14 protein-coding genes are annotated in these 17,314 nt (G+C 45.0%); 1 reads left to right on the plus strand and 13 read right to left on the minus strand.

Annotated features, from left to right (window positions below; genetic code table 11):
• Window position 1: 1 nt before the first annotated feature.
• The 8 genes from PHV44_03430 to PHV44_03465 all read right to left on the minus strand — a co-directional run bounded on the left by PHV44_03430 (window position 2) and on the right by PHV44_03465 (window position 11,440).
• On the minus strand, window positions 2-1,255 hold the full coding sequence (locus tag PHV44_03430; GenBank protein MDD5592336.1) for a MiaB/RimO family radical SAM methylthiotransferase: 1,254 nt from the start codon (window positions 1,253-1,255) through the stop codon (window positions 2-4).
• Window positions 1,252-2,028 (minus strand): DUF4115 domain-containing protein, encoded by a 777-nt coding sequence (locus PHV44_03435; GenBank protein ID MDD5592337.1) that lies wholly within the window; start codon window positions 2,026-2,028, stop codon window positions 1,252-1,254. Before PHV44_03435 ends, PHV44_03430 begins: the two co-directional genes overlap by 4 nt.
• Window positions 2,025-4,205, minus strand: a complete 2,181-nt coding sequence (locus tag PHV44_03440) for a DNA translocase FtsK 4TM domain-containing protein (protein ID MDD5592338.1) — start codon at window positions 4,203-4,205, stop codon at window positions 2,025-2,027. Before PHV44_03440 ends, PHV44_03435 begins: the two co-directional genes overlap by 4 nt.
• Window positions 4,192-6,270, minus strand: coding sequence for a polyribonucleotide nucleotidyltransferase (pnp, locus tag PHV44_03445; GenBank protein MDD5592339.1), 2,079 nt, complete (start codon window positions 6,268-6,270; stop codon window positions 4,192-4,194). The genes PHV44_03440 and pnp overlap by 14 nt, the downstream gene beginning before the upstream one ends.
• 55 nt (window positions 6,271-6,325) lie before the next feature.
• A complete protein-coding gene (gene rpsO, locus PHV44_03450; protein ID MDD5592340.1) occupies window positions 6,326-6,595 on the minus strand; it encodes a 30S ribosomal protein S15 in 270 nt (89 codons plus the stop codon).
• Window positions 6,596-6,805: 210 nt separating this feature from the next.
• Window positions 6,806-7,771 (minus strand): ExsB family transcriptional regulator, encoded by a 966-nt coding sequence (locus PHV44_03455; protein ID MDD5592341.1) that lies wholly within the window; start codon window positions 7,769-7,771, stop codon window positions 6,806-6,808.
• A 49-nt stretch (window positions 7,772-7,820) separates the two neighbouring features.
• Window positions 7,821-7,958 carry a hypothetical protein gene (locus PHV44_03460; protein MDD5592342.1) on the minus strand — a complete coding sequence of 46 codons (138 nt, stop codon included), beginning with the start codon at window positions 7,956-7,958 and terminating at the stop codon, window positions 7,821-7,823.
• A 572-nt stretch (window positions 7,959-8,530) separates the two neighbouring features.
• Entirely contained in the window at window positions 8,531-11,440 is a 2,910-nt protein-coding gene (locus PHV44_03465; GenBank protein ID MDD5592343.1) for a UvrD-helicase domain-containing protein, read from the minus strand.
• 452 nt (window positions 11,441-11,892) lie between these two features.
• On the opposite strand from PHV44_03465, the gene rpmB reads away from it, so the two are divergent.
• A complete protein-coding gene (gene rpmB / locus PHV44_03470) occupies window positions 11,893-12,120 on the plus strand; it encodes a 50S ribosomal protein L28 (GenBank protein ID MDD5592344.1) in 228 nt (75 codons plus the stop codon).
• Here the strand turns inward: rpmB and recJ are convergent.
• The 5 genes from recJ to PHV44_03495 all read right to left on the minus strand — a co-directional run bounded on the left by recJ (window position 12,117) and on the right by PHV44_03495 (window position 17,308).
• On the minus strand, window positions 12,117-13,808 hold the full coding sequence (recJ, locus tag PHV44_03475; protein MDD5592345.1) for a single-stranded-DNA-specific exonuclease RecJ: 1,692 nt from the start codon (window positions 13,806-13,808) through the stop codon (window positions 12,117-12,119). The genes rpmB and recJ overlap by 4 nt on opposite strands.
• A gap of 7 nt (window positions 13,809-13,815) precedes the next feature.
• The gene (gene argS / locus PHV44_03480; GenBank protein ID MDD5592346.1) at window positions 13,816-15,456 is read right to left on the minus strand and encodes an arginine--tRNA ligase; all 1,641 of its coding nucleotides are present in this window, start codon (window positions 15,454-15,456) and stop codon (window positions 13,816-13,818) included.
• A 77-nt stretch (window positions 15,457-15,533) separates the two neighbouring features.
• On the minus strand, window positions 15,534-15,866 hold the full coding sequence (gene rsfS, locus PHV44_03485) for a ribosome silencing factor (GenBank protein ID MDD5592347.1): 333 nt from the start codon (window positions 15,864-15,866) through the stop codon (window positions 15,534-15,536).
• A gap of 59 nt (window positions 15,867-15,925) precedes the next feature.
• Window positions 15,926-16,075: a DUF5679 domain-containing protein gene (locus PHV44_03490; GenBank protein MDD5592348.1), complete on the minus strand. Its 150-nt coding sequence runs from the start codon at window positions 16,073-16,075 to the stop codon at window positions 15,926-15,928.
• A 216-nt stretch (window positions 16,076-16,291) separates the two neighbouring features.
• Complete coding sequence (locus PHV44_03495; protein ID MDD5592349.1) at window positions 16,292-17,308, minus strand: hemolysin family protein; 1,017 nt, start codon at window positions 17,306-17,308, stop codon at window positions 16,292-16,294.
• Between the last annotated feature and the right edge of the window lie 6 nt (window positions 17,309-17,314).

A 17,314-nucleotide genomic window follows, 5' to 3' on the forward strand; every position in this document is an offset into this window, starting at 1 on the left:
ATCAATTCAATGCCTTAGCTACTAAATCGTATTCCAAGGTATCCGTAATCTCTACCGGGACAAAATCGCCGGGTTTTAATATTTTGCTGGAATTGACATAGACGAGGCCGTCTACCTCAGGCGCATCGTATTGGGTGCGGCCTAAATAAGAGCCTTGCTCTCTCTCATCTATTAATACGCTGATAGTCCGGCCCAGTAATTTTTCGTTTATCTTACGGGAAACTTTCTGTTGCTCTAACATAAGTGCGTTGAGCCGCTCCCTTTTTATTTTAAGCGGTAGCTGCCCTTTCAGGCCGTATGCCTTAGTCCCTTCTTCCCGTGAATAGATAAAAGCCCCCAGCCTCTCAAACCTCGCCTCTTTGATAAAGGCCATAAGCTCCCTAAACTCCTTGTCTGTCTCAGAAGGAAAACCTACGATAAATGACGTACGTATGGCTGCCCCCGGGGCCTTCTTTCTGATTCCATCAATAATCCTCAAGATAGCTTCTCTGGTCGTTTGTCTATGCATTAATTTCAAAATACGGTTATTGATGTGCTGCAAAGGCAAATCAATGTATTTACAGACCTTAGGTTCGTTTTTAATCAATTCCAATAGTTCATCGCTGATACGGCTGGGGTATAAATAAAGGAGCCTTATCCAGCCGATATTTTTGGCTTTCTTGATTATCTTTTGTAAGAGCCCGGCCAACCCTAGACCGTGGCATAAATCCAGGCCATAAGCGGTGATATCCTGTCCGATAATATTCAGCTCGGAGATTTTATTTTTATCCAGTTGCCCTACCCTATCCAGTACAGAAGCTACATCAAGGCTGGTGAATTTACCTTTTATATTCGGGATGATACAATAACTGCAGTTATTGATGCATCCTTCGCAGATTTTAAGATACGCGTAATGTTTAGGCGTCAGGTTAAACGTCTTCAAGCTATGATTCAGGGAAATCTTACCCACAAAGGCATCGACTTGTGGTAATTGCCCGCGCAGGCTCTCTTTATAACGCTCGGCCAGGCAGCCATAAACGATTATCTTTTTAATCTTACCCTTCTTTTTTAAATCAATCAAATCTAATATGGCACCAATAGATTCTTTCTTGGCATCTTCTATAAAGGCGCAGGTATTCACCACGGCAATATCTGCCTTATCTATATCCACTATGGGATAACCTTTAAGGCTGAGCCTGCCTAAGACGTTCTCTGAATCCACCAGATTCCGCGGGCAACCCAGGCTTAATACCCCGATGGTAGTTTTATTTTTCATCGCTTAATGCTTAAGCCCTCTTTAGTAATCAGGATATTCTTCAGGGCCTGGCCTTTCCTGCCTAAATTCTGGATACGCTTACCGTTTACCTCTAATTCCACGGCGCCGGCATTACTTAAAGAAAACTCTATCTTATTCATGGCCTGCCAGCTTTCGGACCTGCCCTTCCTGAGCACGTTCTGGAACATCACTTTACCGTCGGTCTTAACATTTATAAAACAATCTTCTTTAGCGCGTATATCTAATCTGATTATTTTCACTACGGATGAATCTTGCGCCCTGAGGACCTTGGCCTTATTTTCCGTTTTAGAGACAACCGCGGAAAGAGAGGCCGATCCGGCCTTTTTGTACTTTATAGGACCATGCCTGGAGGAAAAAAACTTCCCTAAGTTGAATACAATAATAATAAAAGCAAATAGCAGGATGACCGTCAGAAGTATCCTGGGTTTTATGCGTATCGCCTTAAGATAAGACATCGCCAGCGGCCGTATTTTGAATAACGGCACCGGTTTATTTTTAAAATCCGATACGTATTCGACTTTAGCCTGCGGCTCCTTATAACCGGCGATATAATCTTTCGGGTCTACGCCTAAAAATTGACAATAAATCTTCAAGAAGCCTTTTATATATATGGGGCTAAAGTCTATCAGGCTATCTTCTTCTATGGCCCGCAGGATATTCAGGTGAACCTTTGTTTTTTTGTGCACCTCCTCCAGGCTCAAGCCTTTTTCCAGGCGTACTTTTTTCAGCCTTGCACCTGCCGATTCCGTCATTCTTTAATCTCCTGCGGCGGCATTATTTCCTTTTCCAGCCACGCCTCTCTGTCGATAAGGATCTTACGGGGCTTGCTTCCCTCAAAAGGGCCGATGACCCCTTCCTGTTCCATTGTATCAATAATCCTGGCAGCGCGCGTATAACCCAAACGCAGGCGCCTCTGCAGTATGGAAACCGAGGCCTGTCCGCTCTCCATGATAACCCTGACTGCCTGGTCATAAAATTCATCTTTCTGGCCGTTTACTACCAAAGATTTATGTTGTTCTTTAAGTATTTCCTCATCGTAAAACGGCTGCGCCTGGGACTTCACAAAATCTACCATCCTCTCAATCTCTTTATCGCTGACTAACGAACCTTGCGCGCGGGTTAATTTTGATTCTCCGGGCTTTAAAAACAACATATCGCCTCTGCCTAAGAGTTTATCCGCTCCGTTCATATCCAGGACCGTGCGTGAATCCACCTTAGAAGCAACCTTAAAAGATATGCGCGCGGGAAAATTAGCTTTAATCACGCCTGTAATTACGTCTACCGAAGGCCTCTGCGTAGCCAGGATTAAATGTATGCCTACTGCGCGGGAGAGCTGCGCCAGGCGGGTAATCGCATTTTCAATCTGGTCGCGGGCAACCGTCATCAAATCAGCCAGTTCATCAATGATTACCACGATATAAGGAAGCTTCTCCTGTTTTTCGTTATAAGCCTCGATATTCCTCGCCCCTACCTTGGCTAAAAGCCGGTAACGCTCCTCCATTTCGCTCACTACCCAACCGAGGGCAACCGCTGCCTTTTTGGCGTCCGTCACCACAGGACAAATCAAATGCGCCAGGCCGTTAAAGGGTGCCAGCTCCACCATTTTAGGATCAACCATCAAAAACTTCAACTCATTGGGAGTGGATTTAAAAAGCATGGATAAAATCAAACAGTTAACGCATACGGTTTTACCCGCACCGGTAGTGCCGGCAATCAATAAATGCGGCATATCGCCTAAGTCCGCTATCACCGCTTGTCCGGTAATATCCTTTCCCAGAACCAGCGTTAATTTTGACTTGGAATCCTTGAATTCCGAAGAAGCGATTACCTCCTTTAAATAAACAAAGGTGCTCTGTATATTAGGGACCTCAACGCCTACCCTGGCTTTTCCCGGTATGGGAGCCACAATCCTGACTGACTGCGCCTTCATGGCCAGGGCGATATCATCGTTTAAGGCAACGATACGGTTTAACTTTACTCCCGGGGCAGGCTCTAATTCATAACGGGTGATAATCGGCCCGCGCTCAATATCCGTAACCTTGACCGAAATCCCAAAATCATCCAGGGTCTCCTCCAGGATACGCGCATTGGCGGTAAGGTCTTCTTTGATTTGCCTGGCTTCCAATGGAGGCGGCGAATCCAATAAATCCAAAGAAGGTAACTGATAATCGCCTATATTTAGCTCCTGGGGCCTGGCCCTGGCTTCTAATTCTACGGGCTTGGCCTTTATCTGGATTTTGGGTTTGGAAGGTAACGCCGTTTTATTATTGGCATCAACTATCCTCGGCTTTACTTCAGGGAACAGAGGTTCCCTGGTTTCTTTCTTCTCCTTGGGCATTGGCTTAACCGAGACGGGTGTAACCTTCTTCTTAAAACTAAAAGCGGGTTTAAGAAAGGACTGGGCCCTGTTAAAGATATTCAAAAATAATGAGGAGATTAAAATCTCGGTAACTAAGGCCAGCGATAAGATGATAAAAGTAATAAAGATAATAAATCCGCCCAACCTACTGAAATACAAGGTAACAAAATTCGAGATAAGCGCCCCCAGGAACCCTGAGTAATAGAACCTGGTAAAATCAGTCTTTAAATTAAACATCCCGATCAGGGCGCTTATGGAGAGCAATAAAATCAACATCCCCAGGAGCCTCGGTATGCTTAAATAAGGTATGTCCTGCCGGAAGAATTTTATCCCCAAGAGGAGAATTAATAAAGGTATGAGGAAGCTTACTGGACGGCCAAACAAAAATACGGTTATTCCGCCCAGATACGCGCCGAATATGCCTAAAAGGTTTTTCGGTGGAATATTAGGATGGGAAGTATAAAACGGAAGGTCTAAACGCTCAAACCTGATGAGGCTGGCCAAAACCATCAGGCCTATTGCTACCAGGATTACGCCTTTGGCCTCATTCAGTCTTCTAACTTTTACCATCAGCTGTTTCTTCTGCCTGTTTTTTACTCAGATTAATCCTGCCCAGCTCATCTATACCAATAACCTTGACCTTAATCTCATCTCCGATTTTGACCACTTCTTCTACGCTCTTGACAAAGCGGTCGGCAAGCTCTGAAACATGCACCAGGCCGTCTTTACCGGGAGCAATCTCGCAGAATGCCCCGAAATTCGTAATCCGCTTTACTTTACCTATATATATACGCCCTACTTCTACATCCTCGGCTATTGCCTTGATCATCTTGATCGCTTCATCGGATTTAGCGGCATCGGTGGAACCAACCAGGACAGTCCCGTCATCCTGAATATCAATACTGGCTCCTGTGGCGGCAATTATCGCTTTTATGGTCTTACCGCCCGGGCCTATAAGGCCGCCTATCTTCTCCGGATTTATCTTGAGCACTTCTATACGCGGGGCATAAGACGATAATTCCCCGCGCGGCGAAGCTAAAGCCTGCTGTATTTTTTCTAAGATTATAAACCTCGCTTCTTTTGCCTGCGCAATGCACCTCTTTAATAAATCCAGGTCAATACCGTCTATCTTTAAGTCTAATTGCACTGCCGTCACACCTGTTTTTGTCCCGGCAACTTTAAAATCCATATCGCCAAAGTGGTCTTCTAAACCCGTGATATCGGTTAAAACCAATGCCTTAGAATCATCCTTAATCAGCCCTAGGGCAATCCCGCCTACCGCATCCTTTATAGGCACGCCGGCGTCCATCAACGAAAGCGTGGCCGCGCAAACCGTAGCCATGCTCGATGAACCATTGGATTCTAAAATTTCAGAGACTACCCTGATAGTATAAGGAAATTTTTCTTTTGGTGGCATAACTGGCAGAAGCGACCTCTCTGCCAAAGCGCCATGGCCTATCTCGCGCCGGCCCGGCCCGCGTACAGGCCCGGTCTCTCCCACGCTAAAAGGCGGAAAACTGTAATGCAGCATAAAAGATTTATTTTTTTCACCCTCTAATGCCTCGATGAGCTGTTCGTCTTCTCCGGTGCCTAAGGTAGTCACTGCCAGGCTCTGGGTCTGGCCGCGGGTAAAGAGGCTCGAACCGTGGGTGCGTGGCAGCACAGAAACTTCGCAGCTAATCGGACGGATATCTTTAAACCCCCGGCCATCTATGCGCACGTTCTCTTCCAAAATCTTTTTCCTCACCTGTTCTTTTTCTACGGCAACTAGGGCCATCTTGATATCAACTGCTTCATGCCCTTCCAGGGTCAGCTTGGCCTCTAATTCCTTGGCTAACAAATCTACTTCTTCTTCGCGCTCTTCTTTCTTGCTTAACTTATATACTTCTTTTAATCTTTCTATAGATAATTCTTCAACCTTATCCTGTAAAGCCGGGTCTATTTTTTTATACTCAATCTTTGCTTTGGGCCTGCCGTATTGACGGCTGAATTCATCCTGCAGGCCGATTAAATCCTGTAAATTCTCAAAGCCGAATTTAACTGCCTCTAAGAATATCTCTTCCGAGACCTCTTTAGCCTTAGATTCAAGCATCACAATGCCCTTGCTATTAGCGACCACCACCAAATCTAAATCCGAACTCTCAATCTGCGCATAGGTAGGGTTAAGAATAAATTGGTTATCTATATGAGCTACCCGGCAGCACGCCAGGGGGCCGTTAAAGGGTATGTCGGATATTGACAGGCTAGCGGAAGCCCCGACTACGGCAAGGATATCAGGGTCATTTTCTCCGTCACTGGATAAGACAATGGCCATAATCTGGACTTCATTAAAGAGCCCGGACGGAAAAAGCGGACGGATAGGCCTATCGATAAGGCGGGCGGTTAAAATCTCGCTCTCCGACGGCCTGCCTTCCCTCTTAAAGAAGCCTCCGGGTATCCTTCCGGCGGCATAAGTCTTCTCCTGATACTCTACGGTCAAAGGGAAAAAATCCCGCCCCTCCTTGGGCTCCTTGGACATACAGGCAGTAACCAGGACCACGGTCCCTCCGTATTGAACGGTGACCGAGCCGTTTGCCTGTTTGGCCATTTTACCTGTTTCTAAAATCAGGTCATTATTACCGAACTTGATCTTCATCGTATTATCCTATATTATAAATCACATTCTAAAGGGTTAATAAATAAAGACGGCCTTATTTCCTCAAGTGGAGTTTTTCCAGGACCTCTTCGTATTTCCTGATGTCTCTCTCCTTAAGATAACTAAGGAGCCTGCGGCGTCTTCCTACAAGCATGAGGAGCCCGCGGCGGGAATGAAAGTCTTTTTTGTGGCTCTTAAAATGCTCTCCCAAGATATTAAGCCTCTCGGTGATAATGGCAATCTGCACTTCTGCGGAGCCCGTATCCCTGGAATGGACCTTAAAGCTGTCGATAATCTCCTTCTTTTTGTCTTTCACTAAAACCAATTTCTTCACCTCCTTGCATTATTATTTTATACCAGAGTATCAAAGTATCATAGTATCAAGGTATCAAAGTTTTCTCTTATGACACATTGACACCCTGACACTACTTTAATTTTCTTTTGGAAATTTATTATACGCTACTTTATAATATAAGTCAACACATTCTCAATTCAATATATTGATATTATTTATGGGCGGGGCTCACTTAAGGCATCAGACCGCTTCCATGGTTGATGGCGGCTTAGTGGTGATATTATAAGTGACGCTGACTACTCCCGGGACCTCGGCAGCCATCCTTTGCGCTAAATTCTGCAATTTATCATAAGGTAATCTGGTGGGCTTGGCAAAACGGGCATCAATACTATCCCAGCACCTGATTTCAATCTGTAAACCAAAATCTCTCCTGCCACCTCTTATGCCCGTGACCCTGTCCTGATGCAGGATAGCCATATACTGAAAAGCGCGCCTTGCGGATAATTCTTCTTCAAGGATGGCGGTTGCCTGCCTGACTATTTTTATCTTTTGCGGGGTGGCCTCTCCTATAACCCTGGCGGAGAGGGCTGGCCCGGGAAAAGGCATCCTGTTGTATATAGATTCCGGCAGGCCTAAGGCGGCTGCCACCTTCCTGACCCCATCTTTACGTAATTGTACCAAAGGCTCTATAATTTTATAACCGAAAACTTTTTTGGGGTCAATGCCCAGCTGTTCAAAAACATTATGCTGCCTTTTTATCCCGGCTACGGTCTCATCAACATCGGTTAAAATAGTGCCCTGTAAAAGATGTTTTGCCTTGCTTTTTCTGACGAGCCCACCGAATACGTCTTTGTAGAATGTCTGGGTAATCGCCTCCCTTTTTTGTTCGGGATCAGTAATCCTCTTTAGCGCAGCAAAAAATTGTTTACGGGCATCGATTATTTCTACGGCGACACCCAGGCCCCTAAATAAAGAGGCGATTCTCCTGGGCTCACCCTGACGCATTAAGCCGTTATCAATAAAATAAGTTTTCAGCCTCCTGCCTAAGGCCTTATGCCCTAACATCGTCACCGCGGAAGAATCAACTCCTCCGGATAAGGCATTAATAGCCAGGCCTTCGCCTACGGCAGCAGAAATCTCTCTTACTTTTTCTGCAATAAATTTTTTAGTATCCATGCCCTGCGCTTTTATTTCCTTAATCTTCATCCTGAGCTTCTCCTCTTAAAAATATGTTTAGCCAAGATTTACGGTATAATTATTGTTTACCTTCAGCAATATCTTCATCGTATACTTGGGGGCCCACGGGGTTAGTTTCTGAATCACGCGGCGTCTCCATTTTAAAATGCGAACACCCCAGGGCTAAAAATACTAAACACAACATAATAAGCCTCATCAACCCCCTCCTTTTTTAGATTAGATTTATTTTAACCTAAAATAGCGATGAATACAATAGTAAATTTTATTTAACATAGTTTCAAGTAACGCTCTTTAGCGGCTGCCCTATCTTGCTTTCTCACATTTCCATTTTACGAGGTAGCGGGTCCTCACCGAGAGCATATTTTTCGCCGCACCGTTTCACTCGCCCCAGCGTGGCTCGCTGCACTTCGGTGAAAATTCTCGCTCTGCCCGATTTCATTTTAGCCAGGCAACCATGCCCGCTCGAATTTTCAAGATGCTCACTCAAAACATGCCTCGTCACCCGCTAAAGATAAATATGTCAATTTACAGATGAATCTGGCAGTTTTCGAGCTGGCTAAGGGTCTAGTGGGTGGCAAGGCTGTTTTCGAACAGCATGTAGTTTATGCGAACGGCCAGGGTTCACCTTCTATTTAGATATCGGTGAGAGTGAGCAGAAACTTCAAGCGAGAAATTCCTCGGTGGGGAAAATCGAGCGGTGCTGTGAGAAAATAGCCTTGACAGGACCCACTACCTCACAAGCGAGAAAACCGACAGATTTGTTTAGCTCTATCTGATCATTGCGCGGGGGCAGACCTGGTTGTAAGCGCAATATGTGCAGGCCATATAGGCAGGGGTGGCGCTAAAATCCTGTTTACGTATGCCTTCGGAGACTTCCCTTATCTTTTCTATAATCTTTTCCGGGGTTTCTTCATTTACTGCCTTAGCGCCGATAAGCCCGGATTCTAAAAAATGCAGCTCTACGCGTTTAGGCAGCTCCCCGTTTATATTTTTATAAGCAAGGGCGTACAAATCCAGCTGCAGGCTCTCTTTTGTGCGTTTATCCGCTTCAGCCTGTTTAGTAATTTCAGAGGTCTTAAAATCAATAATCACTGCCTTACCCTCTTCCATATCCACTCTATCGAAGCGACCGGCGATCTTGTTATTCTCCAGAATAAAAGAGAAACTTTTCTCGATATAGGCAGGCTTTGAGTTTCTGGTTTTTTCAGCCTTATAAAACCTGGCCAATGCCTCTTTGCCGATACGCAGGCGCTCTTGCTGGTGTTTTTCGTCCAAAAAACCCTGCGGCTGGAAGCTATTTTTAAAAACACACAAGAGTTCATCTAATCCCATATCACGGCCGGATATTTTATACTGGAAAAAATTACAGACCGCTTCATGCATTGCCCGTCCATAAATAACCGTATGGTGTTCCATAATGGGCACGCGCAGAATATTGACGTATTTATATTTTAAGGGGCAGGTCAGATAATCATCAACCTGATAATAGCTTAAATTTATCAGTTGATCTTGCGGGATTTTCTCTTTATGCGCCTTTTTAGATTCCTTACTGGGCGCGAAACGCTCAATAGCTTGCGCCGGATGGGTCTTTATTTTTTCTTTCTCCAGTACTTCTTTGCCTAAAACCTCAACTACAAACTGGCTGATACGCCGGGTGCGTTCTCCGCCGTAATCCGAAGCAGAAGTAAGATAAAGGGCTTCTTTTGCCCTGGTCATGCCTACATAAAAGAGCCGGCGTTCCTCCTGTATATGAAAATCGCCCGAAGGTAATATTTCCTTTATCAGGGAATCAGGCAGCTCAATAGACTGCCTGCGCCGCGGCACCGGAAAGCGTCCGTTCACCAAGCTGACTAAAAATACTATTCTAAATTCAAGGCCCTTGGCCTTATGTATAGTCAGCACATTGACAGCGTCGCTATCTAAGTCAGCTTCCACCGTCGGCGGGTCATCCCCGGCATCGATTAAAAGATTAAGGTAGCGGGTAAAATTAATCACCCGGTCTTCCCGGGCGACCAGTTCAAAATCCCTGACGATATTAAAAAACCTGGCCAGGTTCTGTATTTTGGTTTCGTTTTCCAGGCTTTGCTCGCGGGTGAGTTTCTTTAAATAACCGGTTTCGGTAAGAAAGCTATACAATAGCCTTCCCGTAGTCTGGTTACGGGAGGCCTCCATAAATTTATGCAGGTCATCCATGAGCTTCTTTATTTTTTCGCGCGAATCAGGGCTTATCTCGCTAAGCTCGGTTATATTATCTAAATCTTTGAATGCGCTATAAAGAGATTTATTCCTGCGCCTAGTATAATGCATGCATAAAGTCAAATCCGCTAAATTTAAATTATAGATTTCGCAGCTGGCCAGATAATAAAGCTGTAGGGAATCGGAGTGATTGGAAATTACCCGCAAGAAACTAATGCAAAGTTTGACTTCCTGCCGGGAATAAAGGCCCTGGTTACCGCTGAATTGCCAGGGTATATCCTGCATATTCAGCGCCTGCAAATAGGCCTGGGCATCGGAATTAGAACGCACCAGAATCGCGAAATCTTTATATTTGTAATGGCCGGCCTTAACCTTTTCTTTAATCGTGGCGGCTACCCAGTCCGTCTCCGAAGAATTGGTATCAAAGTGCTTATGCTGCGGGGGTTCTCCGCTTCCAATTACAGCCACAAGCTTTTTATTGATATTGGCTTTTATCTCGAATCTCTCGGGGTTGTTATTCTGGATAAGCCGGTAGGCGCTATCCAGTATCGCCTGGCCCGAACGGTAATTCTGGATAAGGCTGACCTTTTTGGCTTCGGGGAAAGTCTGCGTAAAATTCAAGACGTTGCTGTATGCCGCTCCGCGCCACCTATAAATACACTGGTCATCGTCGGCCACGACGGCAATATTTTTGTTTGCCTGCGCCAATAAATTTATGATCTGAAATTGGGCAAAGTTAGTATCCTGGAATTCATCCACCAGGATATATTTAAACTGCTGTTGATATTTATTCAGGACCAGCGGGTGCGCCCTTAAAAGCTGTAATGCCATATAAAACTGGTTCCCAAAATCCACCAGGCCTTCCTGGCGTAAAAGCTCCTGGTACTTAGCGTAGGCATGCGCGAGTTCAATCTGCGCAAGCGCCTCCTCCTGCTTTATGGGATCAGTGGCTTTAAGTTTTGCCTTAAGCATAAGGTCTTGAGCAAAATTAAAATATTCTTCGGGCGAAATATCTTCGTCTTTAGCGCGGTTAAATAAAGATATCAGGGCTTCAATAAAACGCGTAGGGTCTGAAAGAGGACGGTAGTAATCAAGGATAAATTCAAAGAGGTGCTCGCGGAAAAAAACCGCTGCCTCCGGACGGGTCAGGACCTTAAAATCCGGATTAATGCCGGTAACTAACGCATTTTCTCTTAAAAGTCTGTCTCCGAAAGCGTGAAATGTCGAAATCCAGATATCCGTATAGCCATAAGGAACCAGGGTATCTACCCGCTCCAGCATCTGGCGCGCCGCCTTATCGGTAAAGGTAAGCGCCAATATTTCATCGGTCTTGCATAGGCCTTCGGATAAGAGCCAGGCAATCCTGCGGGTAATTACCGTGGTCTTTCCCGTGCCTGCGCCGGCAATAATTAAAAGCGGCCCCTGCCGATGCGTGACCGCATCTAGCTGCTCCTTATTCAATCCTTCAAGAATACTGTTCATGATCGATTTATTTAGCGGGTCCTGTCTTGGGTTATTATTTTAGTGTTTCGCTTCCGCGTGCTGAAAATCTTTGCCGTGCACTGCGGTTTACGTCTCGCTTTCGCTCGCGACTTACGCTGGTAAGATTAGGCTACTCAGGCTTTTAGCTCGACGTAATCCCTTGTGCACTTTTGCCAAAGATTTTCTAATGCACGCTACAGCAAAACACTAAAATTTATTCTAACTACTTACTCACAAATGAATCTGGCGAGCCTTCGAGCTAAGGTTAGGGTCTAGCGGGTGACGCGGGGGATGCCTCGAGGAAAATTTGACGAGAGGCGCCCACGCGGTGAGGGCCCGCAAAACCCGAAATTGTTAACGAACGGAAAAAGCGACAGATTCATTGCTTTATTTTACCTTGACAACATCCTATTTTCAAGTATACTCTGATTTCTATAGAAGAGGTGAAAAAAATGCTAAAAATCTGTGCTTTATGCGGCAAAGGGCAAATGGCAGGAAGAAGTGTTGTCCGTAAGGGCCTGGCTAAGAAAAAAGGCGGCACGGGCAAAAAAGTAACCCGCACCACTGCGCGCAGCTTCCTCCCTAACCTGCAGAAGATGCGTATTTTAATAAATAACCGGCCCGAGAGAGCCTACGTCTGCACCAAATGCATAAAAAAAGGCCGCGTGCGAAAAGCCTAATTAAAAAATACGTCTTCAACCTCCAGAAGGACCGTTTCCTCGCCGCGCCAATCGTCTATTTTCGGCTTATAAACTAAATCAAAAAAATGCGCTTCGGTGAAGCTCTCCTTAAAACCCGCCATACCGAACCCGATTGCCTCAGAAGTAACCTCACCGTCGGTAACCCAGAATTTAAGCGTATCCCTGCCTAATACCTGCGGCTCGCCTTTTAGTTTAAGGTTTCTGGTATAAAATAAAGGCTCGGGGTTACCCGCTCCGAAAGGCTCTAAAGATTCCAATTCCCTGATAATTTCTTCGTTTAGGTCCGCTAATTTTAACTCCATATCTACTTCCAAAGTAGGGAGTAGATCCTCCAGGAGCAACTTTTCTTTGGCCAGGCGATTAATCTTTTTTCTAAACTCCTCTATATTATCCCTGGCGATCATCAGCCCGACAGCGTGGCTATGCCCGCCGAAATTCTGCAAAAATTCCCGGCACTCTAACAACGCCTCGAAGAGATGGAAATTCTTTATAGAGCGGCCGGAACCTTTGCATAAATCTTCAGTCAGAGAGATAACAATAGTGGGCCTGTAGAACTTATCCGCCAGTTTTGAAGCCACTATCCCCAAAACGCCCTGATGCCAATTTTCTTTGGCGATAACAATAATTTTATGTTCCTTGAAATTAACCTCGCGGCCGATTAAATCCTGCGCCTCTTCCGATATCTTGCCTTCTATCTTCTGGCGCTGGCGGTTGTGTGTTTCTATAATTTTAGCCAGCTTATCCGCCTCTTCCTGTTTTACGCTCATCAATAAATCCAGGGCAGTCTCGGCGGTATCCATACGGCCGCTGGCATTAATCCGCGGCCCGAGTATATATCCTACAAACCTGGAAGTAATCTTTTTGCCTTTTATGCCGCTAATTTCTGTTAAGGCCTTCAGGCCCGGGCGTTTTGTCCGGCCGAGCCTTGCTAAACCCTCTTTTACCATAATGCGGTTTTCGCCCGTTAAAGGAGCGACATCGGCAATTGTGCCTAAACAGACTAAATCCAGTTCCTCCGGTAATGTTTTAGCGGTAAGCGCCTGGCAAAGCTTATAAGCCACGCCTACACCGGCTAAATCCCTGTATTTATACCCGGCATTTTTAATTTTAGGGTTTATCAGCGCGCATCCGTCCGGCAGGGCCCCTGCCTTATCCGGCTCATGATGGTCGGTAACTATGACATTTATTCCGTAATGCTGCAGTTCTTTTATCTGCTCATGGTTATTCGTTCCGCAATCCACGGTAATTAAAAGCTTCACCCTTTTTTCTTTGGCACAATGCAGGATATTTTTATTCAGGCCATAGCCTTCTTTTATCCTATGGGGTATATAGTGAGAGGCGTTTATCCCCATTTCAGAAAGCGTCCCTTTTAATAAGGTAATAGCGGTTAAGCCATCCACGTCGTAATCGCCAAAAACCATTATCTTCTGCCTGTCCTTAGCCGTATCCTTGATAAGCCTAACGGCACGGCGCATATCCGAAAAAGAATAGGGGTCTAAAAGATATTCTAAGCCTGCGCCTAAAAATTTTCCCGCTTCTTCTTTGGTATTGATGCCGCGGTTTATTAATAGCTGGGAGAGGATTTTGGAGATGCCGAGTTCTTTACTGAATATGCCCTGAAGGCGGGTATCGGCCGGGGCGACCTTGAGTATCTTATGGTTTTGCACTTTTAAATTACATCTTGGCGGGCCGTGAAACGCCCAGCAACTCTAACCCTAAAGCCAAAATAATCCTGGTTGCCTGAATCAGGGCTATCCTTGCCTTGGTCAATTTTTCATCCTGGCCCAAAACGCGGTGCTTATCGTAGAATTTATGAAAATCCTCGGAGAGCTCCTGCAGATATACGGTCAGCATATAAGGGTCCAAGGTCGTATAGCAGATATTTAAAATAGAGGAGAATTGCCAGAGTTTCTTTATCAGGCCCATCTCTTCTACTTCTTTAAGCAGGGTCAAATCCAAATTACCGGGTTTTATCTTTAAGAAGCTGCCCTCTAAAATGCTGCAGATCCTGGCATGGGCATACTGTACATAATAAACCGGATTTTCCTGTGTTTGTTTTTTGGCAACGGCTAAATCAAAATCCAGATGGCTTGAGGTGCGGCGCATCAGAAAAAAGAACCGGGAGGCATCCAGGCCTACCTCATCCAGGACTTCCCTAAGCGTTATATACTGGCCCCTGCGCGTAGACATCTGGACGGGTTTACCCTCCCTGAATATGGAAGCTAACTGCACTATAATGACCGAGAGAGAAGCCGGGTCCTTACCCAGCGCCTCAACCGCTGCCTTCAATCTATTTATGTAACCGTGATGGTCAGGCCCCCAGAGGTTTATCAACCAGCTAAACCCGCGCTTGAATTTATCCTGATGATACGCGATATCCGGAGCCAGATACGTATAACTTGTGTCGCTCTTTACCACTACCCTGTCCTTATCATCCTTAAAAAGGGTGGATTTAAACCAGAGCGCGCCATCCTGTTCATAGATAAAATTTTTTTTCTTTAAAAACCCCAGCGCTTTTTTTATCTTGCCGCTCTCCCTAAGCTTCTTTTGGCTATACCAATAATCAAACTTAACCCCGAAATCTGCGAGCTCTTTTTTTATGATACCTAATATATATTTTACGCCGTATTCGCTTAAATTTTGCACTTTTCGTTTTGCGCTTTGCACTTCCTTCGCTATATCGTAAATATATTCTCCCTGATAATGGTCTTCAGGAAATACTATCTGCTCTGCGGATAATTCCTTGAGCCTTAATTCTATAGACTCACCCAATATATTAATCTGGTTGCCTTCGTCATTAAGGTAATACTCCCTTTTTACCCTGAATCCTAAAAAGTCCAGGATATTAGCTAAGGCATCCCCTACTGCCGCCTGCCTGGCATGGGCAACCGATAAGGGGCCGGTGGGGTTAGCGCTGACAAACTCAATAAGCACGCGCCTGCCTTTTCCTAAATTCGCCCTTACGGAATTTTTATCTTTTAGGATTAAGTTACGCAGCTGTTGATAAAAATAATTCGCGCTGAGATAGAAATTGATAAACCCGGCTCCCTCGATCTTAATCTCCCGGATGTCATCTCTTACGGGGCTCTTTTCTAAATGCCTCTTTATATTGGCTACCAAGGCCGTAGCCACCTCAAGAGGGGATTTACCCGTCAGTTTACTTAACCTCAGGGCAATATTAGTAGAGAGGTCGCCAAAGCGGATATCCTGGGGGAAGTCTAAATAAAAAGGTTCCTCATAGGGCCTGCCGGCAAGTAAGTCCTTCAGTGAATTTTTTATTAGGGGTATGAGAAAATCCTTGATATCCTTTTTCATCTTATTTTTTATCGGCGAGCATTAAATTGCGAAAGGAAAAGAGGAAAGAAATTATTGCCGCACTTGAGGTGGAAAAATTATTTTTCCCGTGCCCTGGGGATCCTTACCCTCTTGGCGTCTGACCAGAGGCGCTCTAAAGAATAAAACTCTCTCATCGGTTTATAAAAAATATGCGCCACAACAGAGGAATAATCCAGGACTACCCATCCTGATTCATCGTTAGGGCAAACCTTAGAGAGAGATTTTATCCTGCATCCGGCTAAATCTTCTTCTATAGCTTGGGCAATGGCGTTAGCCTGCCTTAAGGACGTGGCGCTTAGGATGATGAAATAATCGCAGAAACTACAGACCTTGCGCATGTCCAGAATAAGCGGCCTTTGCGCTTTTTTAGATTTAGCGACCGCCGCAATACGCAGTGCTATATTTTTCGGCTCTGTTAGTACCTTACCACCCCTTAGAATATCTTAAATTATTTTTTTCCTAAAATCTTGTACATGCCTGTGTTGCAATCCGGGCACTTGCCTTTTGCTGCCGCGCGGCCGTTCTTCATAGTGACCTTCTGCTCATCCTTCATTTCTTTCATTTTTTTGCATTTTACGCAATATCCCTTTTCTGCCATTTCCCTTCCTCCTTTTTAAATGAGCACATAATTTATGACGTATTAATTTTCTTTATCCCCGGCATAAATTATTTGTGCGAATTTAACCCGCCAAAAAACTTTGGCGGGTAAGTTCAAACTTATAAGTTATGTCGGATACATCCAAAATTATATACTCCATAACTTATGTTTTCACTTATATTATCACGCGTTCGCTGATGTGTCAATTAATTCTTGCTATGGAGAATGTTTGTGCCGCTCCTCCCCTACCTCTCCGACAATCTCTTCGGTCAAATCTTCCAGCGTCACGATGCCAGAGGCCTTCTTATGCTCATCAACTACAATAGCAATCTGAATTTTTTCCGTCTGAAATTTCTTCAGGACCTCGCTCACGCGCATAGTAGCGGGCACATAACATACGCTGTGCAGAAGATCCTCTAGAACAAATAATTTCTTATCCCTGAGTATATAAAGCAGGTCACGGGCGTAGATTATGCCGATGATATTATCAATAGAGCCCTCATATACCGGAAGGCGCGCGTGCCCTTCTTCGGCAAAAATATTTAGCAAGTTCTCTGCGCTGGACTTGGAATCTACCGCAATAATTTTATCTTTTGTAATCATCACCTCCCCGACTTTTATATCCCCGAATTCAAAAATACGGTGCAGCATATTCCTCTCTTCATCACTTAAGACCCCCTCTTCCTTGCCGATTTCTATCATCAGGCGCAATTCTCCTTCGGTTATCAGAGGCGACCTTTTGGTGGGTTGTATCCGCAAAATCTTAAGCATACGATTACTTATTCCTATAAATACGTGGGTAACCGGCCCGGCTATGCTGATTAATGCTTCCATAAGCGGGGCGCTAAAGAGGGCGACCTTTTCCGTGTGTTTCGTCGCTAAAATCTTGGGGGTTATTTCGCAAAAGATGAGTATAAAAAACGACGTAATCAGAGTAGCGATAATTACTCCCCATCTATAACCTAATACTTGAACCACTATTGCCGTGATTATGGCTGATATAGCTACGTTGACAAAATTATTCCCGATTAAAAGAGTAGCGATAAACTTATCCAGTTTTGTCACCAAACGGTGGACATTCTGTGCTCGTTTAATACCCTTGGTGAGCATATGGCGCAGGCGTAACTTGCTTAAGCCGATGATTGCGGTTTCAGAAGCAGAGAAAAAAAACGAGAGTAACGCCAGAATGAATAAGGATATTAATATTACGGGTAGCGAAAGTGTATTATGCATTTTTTA

This window comes from Candidatus Omnitrophota bacterium, assembly GCA_028717245.1.
Classification (GTDB): Bacteria; Omnitrophota; Gorgyraeia; order Gygaellales; family Profunditerraquicolaceae; genus JAGUYA01.